Annotated in this window: 25 protein-coding genes; 18 read left to right on the top strand and 7 right to left on the bottom strand. The window is 38.9% G+C overall.

Annotated elements, in window-relative coordinates; genetic code table 11:
- Window positions 1–10: 10 nt before the first annotated feature.
- The gene (locus tag ACQ7EO_RS03180) at window positions 11–1,075 is read right to left on the bottom strand and encodes an SDR family oxidoreductase (RefSeq protein ID WP_434278865.1); all 1,065 of its coding nucleotides are present in this window, start codon (window positions 1,073–1,075) and stop codon (window positions 11–13) included.
- Between the two features lie 387 nt (window positions 1,076–1,462).
- Here ACQ7EO_RS03180 and ftn point away from each other — a divergent pair, with 387 nt between their 5' ends.
- A complete protein-coding gene (gene ftn / locus ACQ7EO_RS03185; RefSeq protein ID WP_004724037.1) occupies window positions 1,463–1,927 on the top strand; it encodes a heteropolymeric bacterioferritin subunit Ftn in 465 nt (154 codons plus the stop codon).
- A gap of 90 nt (window positions 1,928–2,017) precedes the next feature.
- Here ftn and ACQ7EO_RS03190 read toward each other — a convergent pair whose 3' ends face one another.
- Window positions 2,018–2,590, bottom strand: coding sequence for a peroxiredoxin (locus ACQ7EO_RS03190; protein ID WP_434278866.1), 573 nt, complete (start codon window positions 2,588–2,590; stop codon window positions 2,018–2,020).
- A gap of 134 nt (window positions 2,591–2,724) precedes the next feature.
- Here ACQ7EO_RS03190 and ACQ7EO_RS03195 point away from each other — a divergent pair, with 134 nt between their 5' ends.
- From ACQ7EO_RS03195 to ACQ7EO_RS03245, 11 genes are all read left to right on the top strand, one after another.
- Complete coding sequence (locus ACQ7EO_RS03195) at window positions 2,725–3,048, top strand: DUF6176 family protein (RefSeq protein ID WP_434278867.1); 324 nt, start codon at window positions 2,725–2,727, stop codon at window positions 3,046–3,048.
- 73 nt (window positions 3,049–3,121) lie between these two features.
- Window positions 3,122–3,841, top strand: coding sequence for a YqiA/YcfP family alpha/beta fold hydrolase (locus ACQ7EO_RS03200; RefSeq protein WP_434278868.1), 720 nt, complete (start codon window positions 3,122–3,124; stop codon window positions 3,839–3,841).
- A gap of 104 nt (window positions 3,842–3,945) precedes the next feature.
- Entirely contained in the window at window positions 3,946–5,280 is a 1,335-nt protein-coding gene (gene bioA, locus ACQ7EO_RS03205) for an adenosylmethionine--8-amino-7-oxononanoate transaminase (protein WP_303577425.1), read from the top strand.
- Window positions 5,277–6,446: an 8-amino-7-oxononanoate synthase gene (locus ACQ7EO_RS03210; RefSeq protein WP_434278869.1), complete on the top strand. Its 1,170-nt coding sequence runs from the start codon at window positions 5,277–5,279 to the stop codon at window positions 6,444–6,446. Before bioA ends, ACQ7EO_RS03210 begins: the two co-directional genes overlap by 4 nt.
- Before the next feature lie 7 nt (window positions 6,447–6,453).
- Window positions 6,454–7,230: a malonyl-ACP O-methyltransferase BioC gene (gene bioC, locus ACQ7EO_RS03215; protein ID WP_434278870.1), complete on the top strand. Its 777-nt coding sequence runs from the start codon at window positions 6,454–6,456 to the stop codon at window positions 7,228–7,230.
- Window positions 7,227–7,871: a dethiobiotin synthase gene (gene bioD / locus ACQ7EO_RS03220; RefSeq protein ID WP_004724021.1), complete on the top strand. Its 645-nt coding sequence runs from the start codon at window positions 7,227–7,229 to the stop codon at window positions 7,869–7,871. The genes bioC and bioD overlap by 4 nt, the downstream gene beginning before the upstream one ends.
- A gap of 121 nt (window positions 7,872–7,992) precedes the next feature.
- Entirely contained in the window at window positions 7,993–8,451 is a 459-nt protein-coding gene (locus ACQ7EO_RS03225) for a hypothetical protein (protein ID WP_434278871.1), read from the top strand.
- A gap of 253 nt (window positions 8,452–8,704) precedes the next feature.
- Window positions 8,705–9,046 (top strand): YegP family protein, encoded by a 342-nt coding sequence (locus tag ACQ7EO_RS03230; protein WP_004817785.1) that lies wholly within the window; start codon window positions 8,705–8,707, stop codon window positions 9,044–9,046.
- A 723-nt stretch (window positions 9,047–9,769) separates the two neighbouring features.
- Window positions 9,770–10,234 carry a YybH family protein gene (locus tag ACQ7EO_RS03235; protein WP_004724016.1) on the top strand — a complete coding sequence of 155 codons (465 nt, stop codon included), beginning with the start codon at window positions 9,770–9,772 and terminating at the stop codon, window positions 10,232–10,234.
- 177 nt (window positions 10,235–10,411) lie between these two features.
- Window positions 10,412–11,581, top strand: coding sequence for a low temperature requirement protein A (locus ACQ7EO_RS03240; RefSeq protein ID WP_004817783.1), 1,170 nt, complete (start codon window positions 10,412–10,414; stop codon window positions 11,579–11,581).
- Window positions 11,582–11,603: 22 nt separating this feature from the next.
- Window positions 11,604–12,008, top strand: coding sequence for an NUDIX hydrolase (locus ACQ7EO_RS03245; RefSeq protein WP_004817781.1), 405 nt, complete (start codon window positions 11,604–11,606; stop codon window positions 12,006–12,008).
- 162 nt (window positions 12,009–12,170) lie between these two features.
- Here the strand turns inward: ACQ7EO_RS03245 and ACQ7EO_RS03250 are convergent, their stop codons facing one another.
- From ACQ7EO_RS03250 to ACQ7EO_RS03260, 3 genes are all read right to left on the bottom strand, one after another.
- Complete coding sequence (locus ACQ7EO_RS03250) at window positions 12,171–14,558, bottom strand: glucose/quinate/shikimate family membrane-bound PQQ-dependent dehydrogenase (protein WP_004817779.1); 2,388 nt, start codon at window positions 14,556–14,558, stop codon at window positions 12,171–12,173.
- A gap of 153 nt (window positions 14,559–14,711) precedes the next feature.
- Entirely contained in the window at window positions 14,712–15,965 is a 1,254-nt protein-coding gene (locus ACQ7EO_RS03255) for a carbohydrate porin (RefSeq protein ID WP_434278872.1), read from the bottom strand.
- Window positions 15,966–16,343: 378 nt separating this feature from the next.
- Entirely contained in the window at window positions 16,344–17,462 is a 1,119-nt protein-coding gene (locus ACQ7EO_RS03260; protein ID WP_034614632.1) for a CaiB/BaiF CoA transferase family protein, read from the bottom strand.
- A gap of 211 nt (window positions 17,463–17,673) precedes the next feature.
- On the opposite strand from ACQ7EO_RS03260, the gene ACQ7EO_RS03265 reads away from it, so the two are divergent.
- The 6 genes from ACQ7EO_RS03265 to ACQ7EO_RS03290 all read left to right on the top strand — a co-directional run bounded on the left by ACQ7EO_RS03265 (window position 17,674) and on the right by ACQ7EO_RS03290 (window position 24,741).
- Window positions 17,674–18,684 (top strand): AraC family transcriptional regulator, encoded by a 1,011-nt coding sequence (locus ACQ7EO_RS03265; RefSeq protein WP_004724010.1) that lies wholly within the window; start codon window positions 17,674–17,676, stop codon window positions 18,682–18,684.
- Between the two features lie 229 nt (window positions 18,685–18,913).
- The gene (locus tag ACQ7EO_RS03270; protein ID WP_239044906.1) at window positions 18,914–19,432 is read left to right on the top strand and encodes a GNAT family N-acetyltransferase; all 519 of its coding nucleotides are present in this window, start codon (window positions 18,914–18,916) and stop codon (window positions 19,430–19,432) included.
- A gap of 153 nt (window positions 19,433–19,585) precedes the next feature.
- Window positions 19,586–20,791: an acetyl-CoA C-acetyltransferase gene (locus ACQ7EO_RS03275; protein ID WP_434278873.1), complete on the top strand. Its 1,206-nt coding sequence runs from the start codon at window positions 19,586–19,588 to the stop codon at window positions 20,789–20,791.
- Window positions 20,792–20,802: 11 nt separating this feature from the next.
- On the top strand, window positions 20,803–22,935 hold the full coding sequence (locus tag ACQ7EO_RS03280; protein ID WP_034614601.1) for a 3-hydroxyacyl-CoA dehydrogenase NAD-binding domain-containing protein: 2,133 nt from the start codon (window positions 20,803–20,805) through the stop codon (window positions 22,933–22,935).
- Window positions 22,936–23,154: 219 nt separating this feature from the next.
- Window positions 23,155–23,532 carry a DUF805 domain-containing protein gene (locus ACQ7EO_RS03285; protein WP_004817765.1) on the top strand — a complete coding sequence of 126 codons (378 nt, stop codon included), beginning with the start codon at window positions 23,155–23,157 and terminating at the stop codon, window positions 23,530–23,532.
- Between the two features lie 213 nt (window positions 23,533–23,745).
- Window positions 23,746–24,741: a DUF2804 domain-containing protein gene (locus ACQ7EO_RS03290; RefSeq protein ID WP_434278874.1), complete on the top strand. Its 996-nt coding sequence runs from the start codon at window positions 23,746–23,748 to the stop codon at window positions 24,739–24,741.
- Between the two features lie 28 nt (window positions 24,742–24,769).
- On the opposite strand, the gene ACQ7EO_RS03295 is transcribed toward ACQ7EO_RS03290, so the two are convergent.
- Window positions 24,770–25,645 (bottom strand): metal-dependent hydrolase, encoded by an 876-nt coding sequence (locus tag ACQ7EO_RS03295; RefSeq protein WP_056514002.1) that lies wholly within the window; start codon window positions 25,643–25,645, stop codon window positions 24,770–24,772.
- Window positions 25,646–25,716: 71 nt separating this feature from the next.
- Entirely contained in the window at window positions 25,717–26,592 is an 876-nt protein-coding gene (locus ACQ7EO_RS03300) for a metal-dependent hydrolase (protein ID WP_004723993.1), read from the bottom strand.
- Between the last annotated feature and the right edge of the window lie 25 nt (window positions 26,593–26,617).

Consider the following 26,617-nt stretch of genomic DNA (forward strand, 5'->3'; position numbering starts at 1 on the left):
TGAGCTGTTCTTAAATATATTTCTTCACCACACCGTCATCAAGAAGCTGCTGGAAATGCTCGACTAAACTGGTTTCAATATTACGATAACTCATCCCCAGTTCCTGTTTGCTTTTATCAGCATTAAAAAAGATAGGGTAGCCCATATTCTTTTCAATAAAATCACGCGAATAGCCAAATACAGGTCCAATGAATTTAAATGCTTTTTTCGGGACTTGGTTACGCGGAAAAGGAAATTTTTGTCCAAAATTTTGACGTAAAATTTTACCCATTTCCAAAAGGCTGAGTGAGCCGCCGCTAATAATGTAACGTCCAGCTGCATTTTCCTTGAATGCTGCCAAAATATGCGCATCAGCAACATCACGAACATCCACAATACCATTCCACATCGGTGGGACACCGAGTAAGGTCATGCCGTTGGCAAATTGCTCTAAGACTTCTACGCTCCCTGACTGTGTATTTGCGGTCAGTGATGGGCCAAGTACCAATGCAGGATTAACACAGATCAGCGTCCAACGATTTTGTGCTTCCGCCATTTCCCATGCTTTACGCTCTGCCATAACTTTTGAATAAGGGTACGGTTGGTGCGTGGTTGAACTGGTGGTATTCCAGTGAGATTCATCAAACTGATTATGCTGTGTTTTTAAAATATCAATTGCATCACCATAAGTAGACGCGATACTTGAAGTCACAATGACTCGTTTGACAGACTCTGTTTTATTGACACTATTTAAGACATTTTCCGTGCCTAAAATTGCAGGTTCAATAATATCTTTAACAGCATCTTTATAATTGGTCACAACAAATGGTGAAGCCATATGTAACACAACTTCACAGCCTTGCATGGCTTCATCAAAAGAAGCATTTTCTAAAAGGTTGGCTTTAAACAGTTTTAGTGTGCCAGAGCTGGCTTGTGCGATTTTCTCTAAATGTGCAAAGCTTTGTTTCTTATTAAGATCACGTACAGTGGCATGAACGGTATAACCTTGCTCAAGTAATTTTTGAATCACCCAACTGGCGATATAGCCTGTTGCACCTGTAACTAGAATAGGCGCTGATGTGTTTCCCTGAGACATTATTTTTTTCCTGCTAATTGTTAATATTCAATATCATAAATATTAAAGTTAAAATTGTCTTGAAATATTAGCATTAAAAAAAGCCAAGAAGATAAAGTGAGGGTTCTGTCATTGAAAATGAACAGAAAATGGAATAATGAAGGGGAATAAGAAGCATTTTTAATGGTTACAAAATAAATCATTTTAAATTTTGATGAAAAATCACCAATAAACCATCAATGAAATTTTGTAAGCGGTTATTTTTTATATGAAAAAATACTTATTCAAATTGCAAATGCGTATGTTTATCATTTTAATTTTATAAAAATCATAAACTTACACATTTTGTCTTTTGCAAAACTGGTAAAATTTGTCCATACTATTGCAAAAGAATGTGGAGTAATTGAAATGCGTGGCAATCCAGAAGTCATAGACTATCTAAATATGTTGATCGGTGGCGAACTGGCTGCTCGTGATCAGTATCTTATTCATTCGCGTATGTATGAAGATTGGGGCTTAAGCAAAATTTATGAACGTATTGATCATGAAATGCAAGAAGAAGCTTCACATGCAGACGCTTTAATTCGCCGTGTACTTTTCCTTGAAGGTACCCCGAACATGAAGCGTGACGATATTGTTACAGGTGAAGATGTTGTAACCTGTTTAAAAGCCGATTTGGCATTGGAATATCATGTACGTGAAAAATTGGCACAAGGCGTAAAGCTATGTGAAGAAAAAGGCGATTACGTGACCCGTGATATGCTGCGTCAACAAATGAACGATACTGAAGAAGATCATACTTATTGGCTTGAAAAACAATTAGGTTTGATCGAATTAATTGGTTTACAGAATTATATTCAATCTCAAATGTAAGACACACTAAGCGTCTTACTTAAGGTGAGATGTTTTAGATTAAAAAAGCCTTTAGACATTCATCTAGAGGCTTTTTTAGTGCTTCAGTCGTTATTTTTTTGAAAACTTCTGAATATCCGCTAAGACTTGATCGGCATGTGTTTGGGTATTTACACTGCTATAGTGATACACAATCGTTCCTTGTGGATCAATCAAAAAAGTTTCTCGTTTCGCTATTTTGGCAATGCCTAAGTTTCGGATGATTCCAAATTGGTCTGCGAGTTGATGATTGCTATCGGCAAGAATTGGGAAATTTAGCCCCAGCTTTTCAGAGAACTTTTGATGTGATTGCACATCATCCAAACTGACACCAAGCACCACTGCATTATTTTTTATAAATTGTGGGTAGAGTGATTTAAATTGATTGGCCTCTTGTGTACAGCCAGGTGAATCATCTTTTGGGTAAAAGTAGAGAACAACCCATTTACCTTTATATTGACTCAGTTCGTGCCATTTTGAATTTTGATCTTGTAGTTTAAAACTTGGTGCAGGCTTGCCTACCCATTGCTTTTGGTTGGAATCCAGTTTGGAGAGAATAGAGCTTTCCGCCTGGCTGGCCGTGTTCAATATGCATAAAGCTGAAACGGAAAGTAAGCTAATACTGAACAGTCGTGATAATTTCATGACAAACACTTTCCTAAATTGATCCTGATTTGATCTTAGCAAATTTTAAGGTTTTGGCGGTATGTAAAATGTTTGCAATTGTTCACATGCCATTTATGATAAAAGACCGTTTAAAATAAATAGAACGTAAAATTATGGACGTTGGTGCAGTATTGATTCAACTAAAAGTAGCCATGATGGACGATGTTGTCGCATGGCAAAATCAATTGAATAGGCGTAAGCATGAGGCAATTGAAACACTTCAGGCTGAAGGTGTGCATGTTGAATCATGGTTCCATGTGGAACTGGATGGACTAGATTATTTGATTGCTTATACACGTGCAGATGATATTGCAAAAGCACATGAAATTTCGAGAAAAAGTCAGTTTGCAATCGATCAAGCACATCAGCAATTTAAACGCACTTGGCAAAAAGTGATTCCAGCCAGCTTGTTGGTCGATTTACACCATCAGAAATAGTTGTAAGCCCGATTGTCGTTCAATTTTAAGCATGATCTAATAAAACATCGTTATTGTTTTATAGTGGCTTAAATTGAATCGACGTATTTTGCTGATCACAGGTTGGGGCGGTGGAACCAAACTACTCAAGGCTTTACAACAGGCTTTACAACAACAAGGCCATGAAGTTGTACTGATCAACATCTTTAATGCGCTGGATGAAAGTGTTTTACAACATCAGGTGGAGCAAGCCAAAGATTTTGATGTGATTTGTGGTTGGTCTTTAGGGGGGCAATTGGCAAGCTTGCTGGTCGAGCAAATTAAACAGCAATACCAACAACAAAAAGTCTTGATTACACTGGCTTCAAATCCTTGTTTTGTGGCAAATGCTGAGTGGCAAACGGCAATGAGCCAAACAACCTTTCACAACTTTAAACAGTCCTTTGAACATGATGCGATTGCGACATTAAAGAAATTTGGTTTTATGGTTTGTCAGGGCACCGCAACCACGCGAGAAGATTTTGTACATTTACAAAGTTTGATTCAGCCGCAAAATTTAGAATTATTAAAACAGGGATTGGCGTGTCTTGAGCAATTAAATAATGTTGCGATCTTAAATAACTATGCCGGCAAACAGTATCATATATTTGCTCAACAGGATTTCTTAGTTAGTGACAAAGTCTATGAGAAATTTCAAAATTTCACAGCAAAGTTTTTAGATGTCGAGCTGGTAAATGGTTCACATGGCGTTCCAGTTTTTGATTTTTTAAGTCTAAGTGACAAAATCTGCCAATATTTACAAAAAATAGAATAAATCTACGGATCAGTGGTGAATCTCGCAATTTATTTTTATTGCGTGCAGGTTTAACATCGCTAAACTGTTTTTTGCTGTAATTGTAATGCACATGGAGTGAACGGATGACCGATTTAAACAATGGGTTTGATGATGTTGATCTTGAACAATCAGAGTTAGATGATCTGGACTTTGATCGGCAACATATTTGGCATCCATATACCTCTATGACCAATCCCTTACCGACTTTTAAGGTTAAAAAAGCCTATGCTGCGACCATCGAACTTGAAGATGGTCGTCAATTGATAGATGGGATGTCTTCGTGGTGGTGTGCCATTCACGGTTATAATCATCCAGAGTTGAATCAAGCAGTGACAGATCAGCTACAGAATATGTCGCATATCATGTTTGGTGGATTTACCCATGATCCAGCGATCCAGCTTGGAAAATTACTGGTTCAACTGACCCCGCCTCATTTAGATAAAGTGTTTTTTGCCGATTCTGGTTCTGTCGCTGTAGAAGTGGCATTGAAGATGGCGGTACAGTTTTGGTCTTCACAGGGCTATACAGAGAAAACTAATTTTGTTACCCCTCGATCTGGCTATCATGGCGATACTTGGAATGCAATGTCTGTCTGTGACCCTGTAACGGGCATGCATCAAATTTTTGGTTCAAGTTTGCCCAATCGCTTATTTGTTCCAGCCCCTCAAGTCGGATTTTATGAGCAATGGGATCAAAGTGACATTGCTGAACTTGAGAAAAGCTTGGCTGAACAGCATGCAACGATTGCAGGTTTAATTCTTGAGCCGATTGTACAAGGTGCGGGAGGGATGCGTTTTTACCATCCTGAATATTTGCGTCAAGCCAAACGACTTTGCGAAAAATACAATGTTTTGCTGATTTTTGACGAAATCGCTACGGGTTTTGGGCGTACAGGAAAATTATTTGCATGGGAGCATGCACAAGTTGAACCTGACATTATGTGTATTGGTAAAGGTTTAACGGGTGGCTATATGACGCTTTCTGCGACATTAACCACCACACATATTGCTGAAACGATAAGTCAGGGTGAAGCGGGTGTGTTTATGCATGGCCCAACCTTTATGGCAAATCCCTTGGCATGCGCCGTTGCTGTCAAAAGTACACAATTATTAATTTCTCAAGATTGGCAGAGCAATATTCAACGAATTGAAGCACAGCTTAGACATGCTTTACAGCCCTTACAGTCCCTTAATCATGTTCATGATGTGCGAGTTCTTGGTGCGATAGGGGTGGTGGAATTGACTGTGAATGTCGATATGAAAACCTTACAGCAGGAGTTTGTACGTCGTGGTATCTGGATACGACCATTTGGCAAATTGGTCTATGTGATGCCTCCATATATCATCACAGCACAAGAATTAAAAATCTTACTGGAGCAATTGGTTGAGGTGGTCAAGGCTATGGAGCAAAGCACATGAGCTTGATCAATACCCATCTTGAACATTTTTCACAGCAGCTTGATGTGCTTAAACAGCAAGGCAATTTACGCCAATTTCGTTCGAATGTTCAGCAAGGTCGTTATATCTGCCTTGATCAGCATCAAATGCTCAATTTGGCTTCAAATGATTATCTAGGATTGGCATCAGATCTCACATTACGTGAACAGTTTTTTGATGAAACACCCAATGATCAACGACGAATGAGTTCTTCGTCTTCACGCTTGTTGACTGGACATTTTCCAGAATATGAACTGCTTGAAAATAGTTTAACTCAGGCTTTTCATGGTCGGACGGCATTGTTATTTAACAGCGGCTATCATATGAATATTGGTATTTTACCTGCACTTGCAGACAGTAAAACGCTGATTCTGGCAGATAAATTGATTCATGCCAGTATGATTGATGGGATCCGTTTATCCTCAGCCAAATATGTACGTTATCGTCATAATGATTTAAATCATTTGACTCAGCTTTTACAAAAATATCATGCAGATGAGGCTTTCGAGCGCATTATTGTCGTGACTGAGTCGATTTTTAGTATGGATGGTGATGAAACGGACTTAGCAGCATTGGTGAGTATTAAGCAACAGTTTTGCAAAGTCATGCTCTATGTAGACGAAGCACATGCAATTGGAGTACGTGGTGCGCAGGGCTTAGGTTGTGCTGAACAATATGCGGTGATTGATGATATTGATCTGCTCGTTGGGACTTTTGGTAAGGCAATCGCTTCAGTTGGTGGTTATTTAATTTGTCATGCGGTGATTCGCGATTATTTGATTAATGCGATGCGCCCATTGATTTTCAGTACTGCACAACCGCCAATATGTATGGCATGGACAAACTTTGTTTTTCAGAAAGTTTTAGGCTTAGATCAGCGCCGCCAATATTTGCAATCTACAAGTCAGTATCTACAACAGGCTGTTCAAAGCAAAGGTTTTGAGTGCCCATCAACATCACATATTGTTCCGGTCATTGTAGGTGACTCGATTAAAACGGTTGAAAAGGCCAAAGCATTACAAGATGCAGGATTTTATATTATGCCTGTACGTCCCCCGACTGTACCGCAACACAGCTCACGGTTACGTATCTGTTTAACTGCTCAAATCACCCAAGCTGATCTAGATCAGCTAATTCCGTTGTTGTGAGTTGAATGTGAAACATCCAGAAATTGATAAATCACAGGTTGCCTTGCGTTTTGCTCAGGCAGGGCAGAGCTATACTGAACATGCGGTCGTACAAAAAAATATTGCACAACAACTGTTTAATTTAATAAGCGAATATTGCCCAGCACACTATGAAAATGTGTTTGAAATCGGTTGTGGTTCTGGAAACTTAACTGAGCTTTTACTGCAAAATTTGCAAATTAAACATTTGATTTTAAATGATCTATACCCCGAAGTTCAGCAGCATTTCCCTGCGGATAAACCGATTGAATATCGGATTGGCGATATAGAACAGCTTGAATTTCCAAAACATTTAGACTTAATTAGCTCAAGTTCCGTTTTACAATGGATGAGTGATTTAAATGGTATTTTTCAACAGGCCTTTCATCATTTAAATCCTAATGCGTATTTTTGTTTTTCAACTTTTGGACAGCATAATTTACAGGAAATTAAAAGCTTAACAGGGCAAGGTCTGAATTACCTATCCCTTGACGATCTGCAACAACAATTAAAGCGAAATGGTTTTGAAATTCTACATATTTCAGAGCAAATTGAGCATCTCAATTTTTCTCATCCCAAATATATTTTGCAGCATTTAAAAGCCACAGGAGTGACTGCGACAGCATCTGGCTTTAGATGGACAAAGCAGAGTCTCGTCGATTTTTATCATCACTATCAACAGTTTTCACAGGCTGATCAGTCAGGAAATATACGCTACTCACTGACTTATCATCCTATTTATTGTATTTTGCGGAGAATGTCATGACTGGATCAGTTTACTTTATCAGTGGAATAGATACTGGAATTGGCAAAACCTATACCACCGGATATTTAGCCAAATTATGGAATGAGCAAGGTCAAAAAACCATTACGCAGAAATTAATCCAAACGGGTAATACCGATATTTCAGAAGATATCGAACAACATCGTGAGATTATGGGAATGGGCTGGTTTCCAGAGGATGAAACCAAGCTCACCATGCCTGAAATCTTTAGCTATCCTGCATCGCCTCATTTAGCCAGCAAAATTGATGGGCGTGAGATTGATTTTGAAAAAATTGCAGATGCTACTCAACGACTTTCTGAAACGTATGATGTTGTTTTGTTAGAGGGTGCTGGTGGATTGATGGTACCCCTAACCACCAGCTTACTTTCAATTGATTATGTGGCCCAGAAAAAGCTTCCTGTGATTTTAGTCAGCTCAGGGCGTTTGGGCAGTATTAATCATACGATTTTAAGTTTAGAGGCTTTAAAAAGTCGTGGGCTTGAGCTTTATGCACTTGCTTATAATTTAAATGATGAATCTCAGGATGAACTGATTTCAAAAGATACCGCAGAATTTTTAAAGCATTATTTGGTGAAACATTTTCCGAACAGTGCATGGATTGATATTCCAGTAATCTGTTAGTTTGTTCATCGAATTGAGTGCTGAAACAGCTGATTCATAGTGTTCCGAGCCTGCTGTTTTCTTGCCGCTTTTAAAAAATCTGAATGCTTTAAATAAGCGACGTGTATAAAAGGTAATCCTGATGAGTTTTAAAATTCGAATTGAGTTATTTAAAGAGCTTGAAATAACTTCTCTTGATTTTGAAAGTAATGCAGCAACGCAAATTTTAAGTCGTTTTGATCAGATTGATTGGATGCAACAAGTCGTCTGGGGATACATGGAGGAGCACCACGGTGATTTTCCTTTTTTTCAAATTGAGCATATCCAAACTGGGCGTAAGTTCGGCGGACTATTTGTGGTTTATAGTCGCAATCAATATAACTTTAATGCACATGCTGAACTCTATCAAAAACAACAAAAATCGCATTTTTTTGGTTTATTTAAATCTGAAGAGATGCCCAGTTTTGATAACGATGACCTTCCTTTTGCGGTATTTCGGGATTGTTTGGAAAGTTTTTTACGTGGCAATGATTCGGAAATCGAGCGTTTAATGAAAATAGTCTATCCAGGTTATACCAGCACAGGTTTTTTTGATCGTTGATTGTTAATGGCTAAATGCAGAATCTAAATTTAAAGTCATTTTTTAATGGCTTTAAACTTTATTGTGACTTAATAATAAAAGCATTGTGCTAATTTGAGCGATGTCACTCTGCAGCGTTACATAAACAATAAAGTTATAACAAATTAATCTTTTTTTAACATGAAAAGTCATTTATATTTCATATCAGTAGCGTAATTTATGTCCAACAAGCGCTGTGAAATAAAATAAACCGAAAATAATGAAGAGGTGAACCATGTCAGGATGGTATGAAATTAGTCAAGCTAAAGATGGTCAATATCGCTTTGTATTAAAAGCAGGAAATGGCGAAATTATTCTCACCAGTGAGCTCTATAAAGCAAAAGCTTCTGCACAAAATGGTATTGCCTCTGTGCAAAAAAATAGCCCAGATGATGCACGTTATGATCGTTTAGAAGCGAAAAATGGTAAGCCTTATTTCAACTTAAAAGCGGCGAATCATCAAATTATCGGAACAAGTCAATTCTATTCAGGTGATGCTGCTCGCGATAATGGGATTGAGTCTGTGAAGAAAAATGGCCCTTCAGACAAAATAAAAGATTTAACAGAACAAGCCTAAATCAAGCAAAACAATCCAAAGCAAACAGCAAAAGCATGTCATTGCAATGACATGCTTTTTTTTGAATCTAAAAAACAAATGATAAAAAATAAGTATTTATTTATGGTAATAAAATTCTAATATTTGAATGCTTGCAAAGGGTTTTAAAACATAGAAATTAAACCATAAAAATATATATTATTAAGTTGTATAGAATAATCATTCCAAGCGCAATATATAAACTTGAGTTGGATATCAGTTTAGATTATCTATTTATATCTTCAGTTTTGAGTTTCTTCTTATATTGGAAGGGTAGTATGATTTTTTCTCATAGTCATTTATGATTTTTTTAAAGATTTTTTAAAGTTTAAATATGTTAGGCTAACTTCAATATTAAATAAAAGGAGAATGATTATTTAATAACAGCTTCAACATTAATTAAAAAGATTATTAAATTTGGTTAATAAATTATTGAAGAATTATTAACTAAATTAAGAATAAGCTTTTTATGCTGAAGTACAAATTTTTTATATCTATTTGTATTATTGAGTGATTTATTTTTGTGAAAGGTTTTGGTTAATATCTAAGCAGAATACGGTTGGTTTTATAAACTGCTTAAATCAGATTAATGAACAGTGATTATTTTGATTTAAATTGATTAGATATGAAAAAATAAACAAAACACTTCACATAATACTTATTAAGTGTTAAATTCATCACAAATAAGAATAATGAGGTTTTATGATGAAAATAGCAATCGATGGTAATGTGAAAATTGCCGACGAGATAATATCTCAAATTGAATTATGGGATGCTGCTGTTCTTGGTAATAAAATTGATCATCTATTAGATCAATGTGCGGATGATATCAATATGTTTGATGTGAGTATACAATTAGACGGTATCGATGCGTACAAGAAAGAATGGGAGAAGTTCAGTCCATATTTTAGTGAGAATGTGCAAATTGTGCGTCGCAATATGAAAATCTATGCGTCAAACGATTTAGCTGTATTGCATTGCCATTCAAAAGTGGAAAATTCTGTGCTTAAAGATAAGCTGCAGATGCCATGGTGTCGAACAACATTGTGCCTGAAAAAGAAAGGTGATCAATGGTTAGTCGTACATCAACATATTTCGATGCCGATTGATATGAGCACGGGTAAAGCGATCGTGATCAAGGATATTGCTAAATTGAAATTAGTGGTTTAGCAAGCTAGATTTGTTTGTTATTAAGCCCTTTGATTGGGCTTTTTATTTGTGTATTTTTAAATTTGCGAGATCGATGTTAGATCATTAACAAAATTGTCAAAAGAACTCAGTTTTTTACTTGAATGAAAGATGGAGTTTTGAAAAAATCATGATAATAATCTCAATAATGTGAAAATAATGCCAAATTCATTATTTGTAAAATACGGGTGGTTAAAGCCACTTGCGCCACGAAATCCGCACGAACCACATCGCGCCGCAACCTCATTAGAATTGTTATTTGATTTGATTTTTGTGGTCGCCATTGCGACCGCAGGACAACAATTACACCATAGTATTATCGAAAATCATTTATCACATGGCTTAACACTTTATTTTATGGTGTTCTTTGCATTGTGGTGGGCATGGATGAACTTTAGCTGGTTTGCATCTGCCTATGACAATGATGATGTATTTTATCGAATCATGACCTTTGTGCAGATTATTGGTTCACTTGTGATTGCAGCAGGGATCCCGTTTGCGTTTCAGCAACAAGATTTTGACGTGATCATTATTGGTTATGTCATCATGCGTTTGGGACTCGTTACACAATGGTTTCGTGTTGCCAAAAATGATCCTGAGCGTAAACAAACAGCGGTGAGATATGCGGCTGGTATTATCATCGTACAGATTGGCTGGTTACTTTTTCACTTTACCCCGATTAATTTCACCATTTATTTATTTCTACTCTTGGTTATCGCTGAACTGAGTGTGCCGATCTTTGCGGAAGCACATAACATGACGCCGTGGCATCCACATCATATTTCTGAGCGTTATGCCTTACTCACCATCATTGTCCTTGGTGAATCGATCATTGGAAGTTTTGCTGCAATTTCTGATGCATTAAACAATCAGTTGTTAAGCCAAGAATTAATCTTTTTGACCATTGGTGGCTTATTGATTATGTTTACCATGTGGTGGGCATATTTTGATCATGATGTGGCTGAACGACTCAATAGCCGTAAACGTGCATTTTCATGGGGCTATGGTCACTTTTTTATTTTCGTGAGTATTGCTGCCCTTGGTGCGGGTTTAGCTGCTGCGGTGGATGTGGTGACGCATAAGGCTGAGATCTCGGCTGACATCGTCAGTTATTTTGTTGCGATCTCTTTGATTGTCTATACTGCGAGCCTTTGGTTACTACAGGAAATTCACCATCTTTCAGGAATCAAGAAATGGTTTTATCCAATTACAGCCGCCATCGTACTCTGTATTCCGATGATCTTTACCCAAGTGGGTTATGCTGTTTTTGTTATGGCAATTGTTTATGCGCTACGTTTAATTTTTTCAAAGTGTTATTTGGCAAGATAATCAATTAAGTGGGTTTTGAGCAATGGGATTTCATGATTTTTATCGTTTGAGTTCGCACGCTGTGATTTTTAATGAAAATCGACAAGTCCTGTTATTGAAAGCGACTTATGCTGATTGTGCATGGGGTTTACCGGGTGGTGGATTGGATCAAGGTGAAACAGTGCATGAGGCGCTGATTCGTGAGTGCCAAGAAGAATTAGGCTGCGAAGTTTTGATCGAATATTTATCAGGGGTTTATTATCATTCTGCAGTAAATTCCCATGCATTTATGTTTAGGTGTACATTGCAGAACGATCAACCAATCAATTTAAGTGATGAGCATTCTGAGTATCGATGGTTTGACTTTGAGCAACTTTCAGCTGTGCAAAAAATTCGTATAGAAGATTGTTTTCATTTTGATGGTCAGGTAAAGAGCAGGGCATTTTAAGGATTGGTTATCGCACGGTGATATGGATATCGCGATCAAACGGGGGATAGAACATCAGTCTCATCCAAAAAGCAGATTCACTTTTATACAAGGGGATGGGTTTAGATAAAGCAATAAAAAACAGGTCATCAAGACCTGTTTTTTATTTACCTCAATTTAAGATTATTTATCTGGTAATGCATAAGCAACGATAGAGTCACCCATTTTGGTACCAAATGAACCGTGACCACCCGCCATGATCACAACGTATTGTTTACCATTGCTTTCATAGGTCATCGGTGTTGCTTGCCCACCCGCAGGTAGACGACCTTTCCACAGCTCATCACCATTGCTGACATTGATTGCTCGGATGTAATCATCTTGAGTCGCACCAATGAACATCACATTACCCGCAGTTGAGATCGAACCACCTAACATTGGCACACCCATTTTAAATGGTGGCAATGGAATACCCGGCATACTGTCACGAATTGTACCAATACGACGTTTCCAAGCAACATCATGCGTTTTCAAATCTACACCAGCAACATAACCCCATGCAGGTTGTTTACATGGTAAGCCAAATGGTGAAAGGAATGCACTGATTTCAACACCGTAAGGAACGCCATACATAGGTTGAACACCCGCTTCTGTACCTGCACCTTTGGCTGTTTGTTTACGGTTCGGATCAGCAGGAATCAATCGACTGACAAAAGGTAGGCCAATTGGATTCATAACTGCGATTTGACGATCAGGGTTAAGTGATAAACCACCCCATTCAAATACACCCAAGTTACCAGGGAAAACTAAAGTTCCGTTTTCTGAAGGTGGGGTATAAATACCGTCATAATTTAACTTGTGGAATGACACACGACAAATTAACTGGTCAAACATGGTTGCGCCCCACATTTGTTTATCCGTTAATTTTTCTTGAGGTGCTAAGTTAAAGTCTGAGAACGGTTGTGTTGGAGAATAGAATTCACCTTTAGTTTGCGGACCACGTTTTACACTTTGTGGTACTGGACGTTCGTTAATCGGTACAATAGCTTTACCGTTACGGCGATCTAAAACAAAGGCATTACCTGTTTTAGTCAATACATAGATTGCTGGAACAGTTTGCCCAGTTTTATCTTTGATATCCGCTAAGGTTGGTTGTGATGGTACATCCATATCCCATAAATCATGGTGAGTTGTTTGGAAGTTCCAAATCAATTTACCCGTTGTTGCATTGATTGCTAACATAGAGTTTGCATAACGTTCATGCAGTTTTGTGCGGTTACCCCCCCAAATATCTGGCGTACCTACACCTGTTGGTACATAAACGATATCGAGTTTTGCATCATATGCAAGTGGAGCCCATGCATTCGGTGAGTTTTGGACATATTTCTGACCAGGACCCGGAATCTGATTTGGATTTTCAGCACCTGTGTCAAATACCCAAAGCAATGCACCTGTATTTACATCATAACCACGGATAACACCAGAAGGCTCTTGAGTAGAATAGTTATCTGTCGTTGAACCACCAATGATAATTGTGGTGCCTGTGACTACAGGTGGTGATGTTGGAATATAACCACCCGGATAAGGGAATGGCATGTCCTTTTGTAAATCAACTTCACCGTTATGACCGAAGTCAGAACATGCTTTACCTGTTTCAGCATTTACCGCAACGATACGACCATCATTGACTGGTAAAATAACTTTACGCGGGCATTCGGTAGACGAAGATTTTTTCGCTTGTAAACTTGCTGCGAAACCAACGGTATTATCTGCATCGTAATAAGAAACACCACGACAAGTTAAATGTTGGAAGGTATTATCAGCTTTGAGTTTTGGATCAAATACCCATTTCTCTTTACCTGTAGAAGGATCAAGAGAAACCAATTTTTGATGGGTAGTACACAGGTACATGTTATTCCCGATTTTAATCGGTGTGACCTGATTGGTTGTTTCGCCTGAATCATTTTCAGTTTTGAATTCACCTGTACGATAGGTCCAAGCAACTTTAAGATCTTTAACGTTCTCTGAGTTGATTTGGTTCAACGGAGAATAACGTAAACCTGATTGAGTCCGACCATAAGCCGGCCAGTCTGCATCCGCAATACCATCAATCGCTGCTGGCGTTGGCTGTTTACTGGTTAAAGTCCCACGAATTTCTTGTGGATCATTAAAGATAGAATAAGCCATAACCGCAATGGTGATCGCCAATGTACCTGAAAGTGCAATTTTAGCACCTTTGGCATCGAAACCACGTGTTACTGCTGGAATGAGTAGCCATAAGCCAAACACACCTAAAATATCTAAACGTGGTGCAAGCGCGAAGAAGTCTGAACCGACTTCCCATAGTCCCCAGACAACTGTGCCGAGTACTAATGCTGCATAAACGTATAAAGCAGAACTATTTAATTTGCGTAATAAGATTGCTGTTGCAATGAAAAGTATCCCGGCAATGATGTAGTACCAAGACCCACCCAGTACTGCCAGCCATACTCCGCCGCCTAATAGAACTACACCGAAAACAATTGCAATCACAACTGTTAGGGTTCTGAGTCCTGAAGATGGAGTTTGCATATTGACCACCTATCTATTTGATTAATTTTTTACGCTTTACCTTTCCATTGAGGATTGATGAAGCACATTGTTTAAATTTTTAGATTTTAAATATTTCGATGCGAGGGGAGAGAAAGGGTTAAAATGGCATCGAAATATTTATGATCTATAACACTAGAATGCAGTTTGGAATTTAATACCGCCAACCCATGCATTTTCACCATCTTTATATGCACCAACATGGCGAATATATTGCACATTTGGACGGATCGTCAGCCAATTTGTTGCATGTACACCGTAGTAAATTTCAGTGTTGTACTCTTCATCTTGTTGACGAATTTGAGTGTTGTTCACATCATTGTTGATGCTGATACGAGAAAAACCAATGGCGACATCATCTTGAGGACGCGCATCGAAAGGACCTTTATAGACCAATCCAATATTTTGCATATTGTCGACAGTGTTTGTGTCTGAGTCATGAAGGGTTAAATTAATGAAACCCGTTAAGCCGCGACGTGCATCACCGTGATGTGCTGTAAGTTGTTGCTTGGCAACCAGCCATCCACCTTGTTTATGATCTGTTTCATTCGGATTTTTAATGCGTTGTGCATCGACAGTACTGTAGTAATAGCCCAAACGATATTCGCCTGGTAATTTTGCAGCACTGAGTTTTGGTTGCCAAACCACTTCCGCAGGAATAATTGCACCATGTGAGCCGTTTGTACTTAAGTTAAATCCCTTGCCACGTTCTAAGTTTTCAGGATTGTATTCATAAGCACCGACTTGAGCATATAAATCAGGTTGGATGTTATATTTAACCCGCGCAGCCCATTGGCTAACAGGCCAGTTATACCATTGGTCGCCTACCCAGTTACCCACTTGAGAGCCACAAAGTGCAAGGTTTTGAAAATCACAGTCAAAGCTGTTAAAATCCTCGCCTTCGCCAAAACGGCCCACTTTAATATCTAGTTTTTGATCAAAGAATTTTTTCTTAATCCAAAAATCAGTTAAGCGCCAAGTTTGACCACGCCCCCAAACTTCTTGGGTTGAGCTGAGTTGTCCTGCAAGGGCATCAGAGGTTTGCGACAATGAACGACCATTACGTTCAGTGATGGTGATTTGGGCTTCAGTGTCTTTCCATCCAAGCACTTTTTCCAAGTCTACATGACTACCAATCGCAAACTGATCTGCATACTCAGTTCCATGGCTTGAATGGTTTTTTGAATCTAATAAGGTGGCTAATTCGCCGGTATAGCCGAAGCTGAAGTCATAACCTTTTTGTTGGAGCTCGGTTCTTTTTCCGTTCCAATCACCAAACATCCATGGGCTTTCTGCATTAAATGCTTCAGCTGCATGAGCACTTTGAAAAGAACTACATAAAGATAATAAGCTGATAGCCCAATAAAAGTGACCTTTAGATTTATTCATATTTGGTGACCTTGATAACACTTTGTAACTAATTATTTATAATACTCTCATATTTGTATAAAAATCTATTATTTTTGACTTTTAATTGTAATTAATGTGAGTATTTTATCTCATGGTGATAATTTTTTAATAAATGAATATTTGCTTTATGGCTGTTTTTGGTCAATTTAATCTATTGTTTTTAAACTACTAAATTTTATTTAAAAATTAATTGAAAAACCATGGATTAAAATTGATCTGAAAAGATCAGCTTACCTGTGTAACCTATTTAGAATTAAGATTACACAGGATGCTGAGGTTACAAATTATACAAATTGTAAAGAAGATGACAGAATTGTAATTTTATTTAACTTGAATTGTGTTGTATTAAATGGGCAATTACCATGTCCCTTCACCCAGTTGTTGGCCAATATAGTGATATTGCATTTGTGATCTTGAAAACTTAATTGGACAGGCTAACTGAGGTTCAGTTTGATCAGAATTAGGCTTCAATGGCACATTGACCACCCAATTACGTTGTTGAGAAATTTGGGATTGCAGTGCTTCATCTAAACTCAGTACGGGTTCTACGCAAACGTCCAGTTGTTCAAACAGTTGATTCCATTCAGCCAGATTTTTACTTTTAATTTTATCTCGAATCGCTTGCTTGACCATTTGACGATCTTCAGTATCGAAAGAAGCACCTTTTTGTAGAAGGATTGGCAATTCTAACGCGCTTGCCAGTCCAGTCATAAATTGTGGCTCTAAGCTACCAATAGATAAGTAACGAGCATCGGCTGTTTCATAATAATCATAAAAGGTCCCGCCATTAAGTTGTTCTGATTCACGTTGCTGCTGTTGACCACCCGCCAAACTGGCTGCGGCTGCCATATTATTGAGTCCAACCACACAATCGGTCATGGAAATATCAATATATTGTCCCAGACCACTATTTTGGCGTTCAACTACAGCAGCAAGAATACCGATGACAGCATGTAAGGAACCACCTGCCACATCTGCGATTTGAATCCCCATCGGCGGTGGTCCACTGTCTTGGCGACCACAGTGTCCCGCGATACCAGACAGGGCAATATAGTTAATATCATGTCCAGCTTTATCTTTATATGAGCCTGTTTGGCCATAACCCGTAATTGAACAGTAAATTAAACGTGGGTTAATTTCAGCCAAAGTTTGATAATCCAAACCCAAACGTTGCATTACCCCTGGACGAAATTGTTCAACGACAATATCAAACTCAGAAATCTTCTGTTTAACTTGCTCAATGCTGGCAGGATCTTTTAAATCTAAAGTGACGGATTGTTTATTTCGGTTGAGATAACTGTGTGAAGTCGCTTGTCCATTGGCATAAGGCGGGAACAAGCGCACCAGATCTGGACGCGTTGGCGATTCAATATGGATCACTTCTGCACCTAGGTCTGCAAGGTATAAAGTTGCAAATGGACCGGGTAATAAAGTGGAAAAATCGAGTACTTTCAATCCCTTTAAAGCTGTTGTCATAATTGTTTTTACCAATACTGTCTTGATTTTACACCCATAATAGAAATATAAAATTAACAAAACAATGTCATGTTCAGCCATTTACCTTGATCATTTCGGCAATTTATGATGTAAAAAGGTGATCTGCACTGTTGTAAATCGCCAATAAAACATTTTTTAGCGTCATTTAGGTCAATTGTTAGTGAACATCAAAGAGAGTGAAGGATTTACCATGAGTCGTGATACGATCAGTATCCATTTTGTGAATGCCGCCTTAACAGGTGTGAAGCGTCTAGGAATGGACGTTGACACCTTACTTTCACATGTTGGCATAGAAGCAGAATTACTTCGCCAACCTAAAGCACGTATTTCACCAGAGCAATATACACGTTTTGTGAAAATGCTGTGGATGGTGACCCAAGATGAACATGTTGGCTTTGATATCCAACCTCGTCGTTTGGGATCTTTTGCCATCATGTGCCAATTGATTATCCACGCTAAAACTTTGGGTGATGCTTTAGAGTTATCATCACAATTTTATAAATTATTTGGGGACGAATGGTCGGTCGCGGTTGAACGTGATAAACATGAAGCGCGTTTAGTGCCATTGATTCCAAAAACCATGGATCCTGATCATTTTATTACTGAAAGTATGTTGATGATTTGGCATGGTTTAGCTTCATGGTTAATTGAACGTCGTATTCCTTTAGAACGGGTACATTTTGGTTACCCGCGTCCAAATCATGCAGATGAGTATGATGCGCTGTTCTTTGCACCTGTGATGCAATTTGATATGCCACGTACTGAAATTACTTTTGCCGCAGACTATTTGGATTTACCGATTCGTCAGGATGAAGCAAGTTTAGAAGAGTTTTTAAAAGCTGCGCCTGCTCAGCTTTTGGTGAAATTCAAAAATACCAATTCTTTAACTTCGCGTATTCGTGAAGTCTTAAAGAGTCAAATTGGTGAAGAAATGCCAACCTTAAATGATGTGGCCTCAATGTTGTATTTATCACCACAAACCTTGCGCCGCCGTTTAGCTGCAGAAGGTAAGAGTTACCAAGGTGTTAAAGATGCCTTACGTCGAGATGCTGCAATTCATTTGTTATTAAATCCGGATTTAACCTTGGAAGATGTAGCACAACAAGTGGGCTTTAGTGAAACCAGTACCTTCCATCGCGCATTTAAAAAATGGACAGGGGTTACCCCAGGGCTTTATCGTCAATTGCATGGTTATCATTAATCAAACATAGATGAATTTAAAAGTATTTTTGCTGATCCTAAGCCCAAGTGATACTTGGGCTTTTTTATGCCTGATCATTTCAGCTAAAATTTCTTGTAAGATATAAGCGGTAAAGCGCAAGCGAGTTATTTGATAGTGTACCTGCTTAATTCTGATCTGATTTAAACAGTGAGTTTGATTTAAATAAATAGACAGAAGCCATTTAAAATATTTTTGACTGGATATATAGATGACATGTTTGATTAGAAAAATTGATCCCTCAGATATAGCGCAACTGATCGAAATAGAAAAATCTGCTACACAAGCATTTTCAAGCATTCCCGAGTTATCTTGGCTGGTCGAAAGCCCCGTATTGTCAGCACAAGATCACTTACAATTGATTTCTTCTGCTTACGCATTTGTCGCGATTAATCAAAAGAATCAAGCTACAGGTTTTTTATATGCAGAAAGACAAGCGCTTGATTTATATATTATCGAGTTAGATGTGAGTGCTGCATTTCAAAAACAAGGGATTGGTCGGCAATTGATTGAATATGTGATTGCTACTGCTCAGGGAGAGGGCTGTGATGCTGTGACCTTAACCACCTTTCATGATGTGATTTGGAATCGACCATTTTATGAAAAATTAGGCTTTGAAAAGATCAATGCGCTTGAGATGCCTCTCTATCTTGAGCATAAACTTGAGCATGAAGTTGCATGTGGTTTTTCTCGTAACAGCAGATGTGCAATGAGATTGGCACTTAATTGAAATACGTGATTTGTTTTCGTTTTCCCATTCAGAACGAACCAGCCAATTGACAAAAAATATCAACTGACTATTTCGTTCTCGTCATTGAACTCTCAACTTTATAACGTACACTCAAAGCAGATAACAACCTAGAAGTCATAAGAAGGAACAGCTATGAGCGAGGCTTACATCATTGATGCCATTCGCACACCACGCGGAAAAGGAAAAAAAGATGGTTCACTGTATGAAGTGAAACCAATTACATTATTAACCACATTGCTCAATGAATTGAAAGATCGTCATCAGCTTGATACTTCAAAAGTAGACGATATCGTACTGGGTTGTGTAACACCAATTGCCGAGCAAGGCGGTGATATTGCTAAAACTGCTGCAATTGCGGCAGGTTGGGACAATGATGTTGCCGGTGTGCAAATCAACCGTTTCTGTGCTTCAGGTCTTGAAGCCGTCAATATGGCTGCACAAAAAGTACGTTCAGGCTGGGAAGACATTGTTGTTGCTGGCGGCGTAGAGTCTATGTCACGAATTCCAATGGGTTCTGATGGTGGGCCTTGGGCGCTGGATCCTGAAACAAATTTAAAATCACATTTTGTTCCTCAAGGGATTGGCGCGGACTTAATTGCTACGCTCGACGGTTATAGCCGTACAGATGTGGATGAGTTTGCTGCCAACTCACAACGTAAAGCTGCTGCTGCACAGGCAGCGGGACGCTTTGATCAGTCCGTGGTTGCAGTGAAAGATAAAGCTGGTGTTACGATTCTTGAAAAAGATGAATTCATTAAACCAAGTACAACTGCTGAAGGTTTGGCAAAACTTAATCCAAGTTTTGAAATGATGGGTGGAATGGGCTTTGATGCGATTGCATTACAACAATATCCAGAAGCACAAAAAATTAACCATGTACATCATGCTGGAAATTCATCGGGCATCGTAGATGGTGCTGCCGTAGTGCTGATTGCTTCTGAAAAAGCTGTCAAAGAGCAAGGTTTAAAACCTCGTGCAAAAGTGTTGGCAACAGCATTGGTTGGAACAGATCCAACCATTATGCTCACAGGTCCTGCACCTGCTGCGCGTAAGGCGCTGACAAAAGCAGGTCTCAGCATAGATGATATTGACCTCTTTGAAGTAAATGAAGCCTTTGCATCTGTGGTGATGCGTTTTATGACTGAACTTAAAGTTCCAGCTGAAAAAGTCAATGTAAATGGGGGCGCGATTGCAATGGGGCACCCATTGGGCGCAACAGGGGCAATGATTCTTGGTACGCTGCTTGATGAATTAGAACGTCAGGGTAAAAAACGTGGTCTAGCAACATTGTGTGTAGGTGGTGGCATGGGTATTGCGACCATTATTGAGTTGGTATAAGGAGAATAATAATGAGTGCAATTCAATATGAAAAAAATGCGGATGGCATTGTTATTTTAACGATGGATTCTCCAAACCAGTCTGCAAATACCATGAACGCTGATTTTCGTGTGGCTTTAGAAAATGTTGTGTCTAAGCTTAAATCTGAAACAGATTTAAAAGGTGTGATTTATCGTTCTGCGAAAAAAACTTTTTTTGCCGGCGGTGATTTGGATGAGCTGATTGAGGCAACGCCAGAACATGCCACTGAATTCTTTAATATGACTGCCAAGCTAAAAGGTGATCTTCGTACGATTGATACCTTAGGTGTTCCTGTGGTTGCGGCGATTAATGGTACAGCGCTAGGTGGTGGTTGGGAAATTGCTTTAAGTTGTCATTATCGTATTGCTTTAAATGATCCAAAAACCAAATTAGGTTTGCCAGAAGTAACACTGGGCTTACTTCCAGGTGGTGGCGGTGTGGTGCGTATGGTGCGTCTGCTAGGTTTGCAAAATGCATTCCCATTCCTCATGGAAGGTAAGCAATTCGGGGTAGATAAAGCCAAGTCTTTAGGTTTAGTCAATGAGCTTGCGGATAGCGAGCAAGACATGCTGGACAAAGCGATTGCTTGGATCAAAGCCAATCCAAAATCTCAACAGCCTTATGATGTGAAAGGCTATAAAATTCCAGGTGGCGATCCTAAAACGCCTGCGGTTGCTCAGATCCTGGCAATTGCACCTGCAATGCTGCGTGATAAAACCAAGGGCTGTTATCCAGCGCCTGAAGCGATCATGGCCGCTGCAGTTGAAGGTGCCCAAGTTGATGTAGATACCGCTTTCCGTATAGAGGGGCGTTACTTCACTTATCTTGCAACAGGGCAAGTTGCCAAGAATATGATTGGAACGTTCTGGCATGGTTTGAATGCAATTAAAGCAGGTGCAAGTCGTCCTAAAAACATTGCCAAGTGGCAAGCGACCAAAGTGGGTGTACTTGGTGCAGGCATGATGGGCGCAGGTATTGCATATTCGACAGCAATCAAAGGCATTCAAGTTGTGCTAAAAGATGTCTCTGTGGAAAATGCTGAAAAGGGTAAAGCTTATAGTCAAAAACTATTGGATAAACGTGTTTCGCAAGGTCGTATGAGCGCGGAAAAGCGTGATCAAGTTTTAAGTTTGATTACCGCAACAGCATCTGCAGAAGACTTAAAAGGCTGTGATTTGATTATCGAAGCTGTATTTGAAAATCAAGAATTAAAAGCCAAAGTGACTCAAGAAGCGGAACAATTTCTTGCCAATAATGGTGTCATGGCGTCAAATACATCAACATTACCGATCACGGGTTTAGCCAAAGCCTCTAAAGATGATACGCATTTTATTGGTCTACATTTCTTTAGTCCTGTCGATAAAATGCAACTGGTTGAAATCATCAAAGGTAAAAATACCTCTGCTGAAACCTTAGCAAAAGCCTATGACTATGTGCAACAAATTGGCAAAACACCAATTGTGGTCAATGATAGCCGTGGTTTCTTCACCAGCCGTGTGTTTGGTACATTTGTGCAAGAAGGTTTGCGTTTACTGCACGAGGGTGTACATCCTGCACGTATTGAGATGGCAGCACTAAAAGCAGGTATGCCTGTTGGCCCATTGGCGATTCAAGATGAAGTGGCATTAACGCTTTCTGAGCATGTGGCCAAAGAAACTCGTAAAGCCCTTCAGGCTGAAGGTAAGGATTTACCGCTTTCAGGTGCTGATGATGTTATTGAAACCATGATTCACACCTTTGAACGTAAAGGCAAGGCTGCGGGTGCTGGTTTCTATGAGTATCCTGAAGGTGGCAAAAAGCATCTTTGGGATGGCTTAAGCCACTGGAAGAAAGATGTTGATATTTCTGAACAGGAAATGATTGACCGTTTCCTATTTGTTCAGGCTTTAGATACCTTACGTTGTTATGAAGAACATGTCTTGGAATCTGTGATTGATGCCAATATCGGTTCAATTTTTGGTATTGGCTTTGCACCGTGGACGGGTGGTGCGATTCAATTCTTAAATCAGTATGGTTTAGAAAAAGCTTTGCTTCGAGCGAACTCGCTTGAAGCAAAATATGGCGAACGTTTTAAAGCACCGCAAAAGTTAATTGATCAAATTCCACATGGAAAGATTATCTGATTTTTATATATTGCTTTAAAAATTGTAGATGAATGTCTCAAGCATAGATTAGACAATGATTTGCACAGAAAGAGGTCAAGGACCTCTTTCTTTTTTCGAATAGATTTTGCTTTTTACAGAATAAAAGTGTATGAAAAATATGCAAAACCAGTTAATATCTGGCTACAGCTTTAGTACAAAAAATGTCAGTAACACTTATAAAATAAAGAGAGAAAAGCAATGTCACAAAATAAAACCGAAGATCAATATAATGCGATTGATTGGTTTAAAAAATGTTTAAGTAATTATGCCAATTTTTCTGGGCGTGCTCGCCGTAAAGAATATTGGTTCTTTGTATTGGTACAGTTTGCTGTGCTGATCATTGCAGCAATTATTGACTCAATCATTTTTAAGAAACCATCTGTATTGTATTTTATTAGTGCATTAGCGCTGATCGTGCCTTCAATTTCAGCTGCTGCTCGACGTTTACATGATACGGGAAGAACAGGTTGGTGGTACTTGATTGCTTTTGTTCCTTTTGGCGCTTTTGTTTTAATTTACTGGTTAGCTTCAGATACCAAACCTGAAACAAATCAGTGGGGTGGTCCTGCAAAGTAATTTTTGCAGATTAAAAAATAGGGCATTCGCCCTATTTTTTATGAATTAAATCAAGGTCATATTTTGTCTATCAAGTGAATATTTTATAGGTTAAATCGTGATAAAAGTGGATTGATTTGGTGTGTGATGGTGTTGCTAAATTTGAAAAAATAGCAATAATCGAAGGACCGACTAAAGTCTGATACTTCCCTTATAAAAGGATTGGGAATTCACATGGATTTAATACAAAGCAATGGTCAACCCCGTTATGGGCGTTTTAAAGATGTGCCGAGTAAGATTAATGTTAATCAATATATCTACAAAACCCCGTATGGCAAAGTATTAACAGGTTGGCGTAAACATTTAAAATATAAAAAGTTTAAATTTTGTGGTATCCAGCATGAACACTATTCTATCGGTATCGCAATTGCCGATATTGGTTGGGCAGGACATGGCTTTATTTATGTCTATGACCATTCAATGAATGAAGTTTTAGAATGGAATGCCAATACGATCTTAGGGCGAGGGACAAGCTTAGATGAGCAGCCTTTGTATAGCCAAAGTCACTTTAATAAATCACCTTTTGAATTTGAAATGCAACATGCCAATGGTGTGCGTTATATACGGGCAACTCGAAATGGTGAAGAGCAGTTAAAAGCCCGCATTTTTTGTGCAGGAACGGAACCTTTAAGCTTATGCAGTCCCAATGGTATTAATGGTTGGACTTATACGCAAAAGAAAACCACCTTGGCTGTAGAAGGCTTTTTTATCAGTAAAGACAAAGCACGTATAGATTTTAATGAAAAAACTTTGGCATCTCTCGATGACACCTGTGGATTTCTAAGACCCGAAACAGCATGGTTTTGGTTATCGTGTAACTTTTGGGATACGCAAGGAAACCGTATAGGTTTAAACCTCGCTTCGGGTGTAAACGAGAGTTTTGGCAATGAAAATTGTCTTTGGGTCAATGGTGTTCTATATGCAGTTGCCGATGTACTGTTTGAAAAGTTAGATGCAAACCTGTGGTCAATTCGCTCTTTAGACCAGAAATTAAATCTGACAGTAGAAACCGGCTGGCGGAGATTTGAAAACTTAAATTTACGTTTGGTGGGGAGTCAGTTTAGCCAATGGCAATCACGCATTAGTGGTACGGTCGAATCTGAAGTGGGTGAGTGTATTCAGTTAGATCAAGCCTATGGTTTGTTGGAACAGCATTACGCGAAATGGTAAGGCTGTTCTTATTTAAAGCTTTTTAACCTTATAAAGCAGCCTTCCAAAATGCTTCACCTGCTTGAATCGGATCATTGGTTTCGGCCAAAACATCGACCCAAACCTGATATTGTCGAATCACAGGGTGTTGGCTCGGATGAAAGTCAGGCTTAAACCAATCTAAGTATTGTTCACGCATTGCTGATAATTTACCGTGTTTGCCAAAAAACCATGGAATACCTTTGAGTGCAAATTGAGCACGTTGCAAACGACTGAATCCATCGTATTTAAGCATGACATTGGCACGGTAAAAGGTAAATCCAAACATTTGTAAAGTGACAAAGGCAAGCGCAAATTTACGCAAGTTTTCAGGAACTTCTCCAACCTCTTTCATGACATCAAAAGCGACATCTCGATGTTCCATTTCTTCGATTGAATGCCAAGCAAATAGAGCACGTACAAAAGGGTGAACCTCTGCTAAAGTCTCTTGTTTACTGTAAAAAGTTTCTGCCATTAATGCGGTAAGATGTTCTGCTGCGGCAGTCATGGCAATGTTGTACTGTTTGGAACGATGTTTCAGTATATGTTCGAAATGTGCACCCATAAATTTTACAAACTGATCAACAGGCATGCCTTGGTGCAGCATTTCTTCATTCATTTTGTCATGTGCAATACCGTGCTGTGCTTCCTGTCGAATAAAATCCGTGACACGTTGCTGTAAATCTGGATCGGTGATTTTGTCACGCAGTGCCCGAACACTTTGAATGAAATATCTTTCACCTACAGGAAAGGTCAAACTCAGCGCATCAAACATACGGGTACGAAAAGGGTCATTATCAAACCAAAAGCGTGGAACTTCATTCAATCTAAAATCTAAATTGCTACGAACCACAGGATCAACTTGGTGTTTTACATATGCATTCATTGTTTTATTTCTCGCATTATTCAGTTCAAATCCCTATTCAGGATAGAACTGATCGGTTTATATCAAGACAGCTATAGTCCAGCCTGCCAAAATGCTTCACCTGCTTGAATAGGATCATTGGTTTCAGCCATCGTATCGACCCAAACTTGATATTGTCGAATTACAGGGTGTTGGCTCGGATGAAAATCTTTTTTAAACCAGTCTAAATATTCATTTTTCATTGCAGATAAAATCCCTTTTTTACCGAAGAACCAAGGCAATCCTTGCGTTGCCATTTTTAAACGTTCTATACGGCTGAATCCATCATGTTTAAGCATGATATTGGCACGGTAGAGGGTAAAGTTGAACATCATTATGGTGGTAAAGGCTAAAGCAAATCGACGTAAGTTGTCAGGGACCTCACCGACTTGTTGCATCACATCAAAGGCCACATCTCGATGTTCCATTTCTTCAATAGAATGCCACGCCAGTAAGGCCCGGACATAAGGGTGTGCTTCAGATAAGGTTGCTTTATGGCGGTAAAATGTTTCTGCCATCAAAGCGGTGAGATGTTCAGCAGCAGCTGTCATCGCAATATTGTATTGAGGCGAGCGTTGGCTCAATTCAAATTTAAAAATCTTACTTAAAAGTTGGATAAATTGATCGACAGGCATGCCTTGATCTTTCATAACCTGATTCATTTTGTCATGCGCAATACCATGTTGGGCTTCTTGACGAATAAAATCAGCAACACGTTGTTGTAAATCTGGATCGGTGATTTTGTCACGGAAGAGTCGGACACTTTCTATGAAATAGCGTTCACCATCTGGGAAGGTCAGACTGAGTGCGTCAAATAGTCGTGTGCGGAATGGATCTCCACCAAACCAGAAGCGCGGCACTTCCTCAAGTTTAAAGTTGAGCTTGGTTCGAACCACTGGATCGACCTGATATGTAACTAATGCATTCATTTTATTTTACTTGCATCACTGTTGA

Origin of the sequence: Acinetobacter sp. CE-15, assembly GCF_051059255.1 — a bacterium.
Lineage (GTDB): Bacteria > Pseudomonadota > Gammaproteobacteria > Pseudomonadales > Moraxellaceae > Acinetobacter > Acinetobacter guillouiae.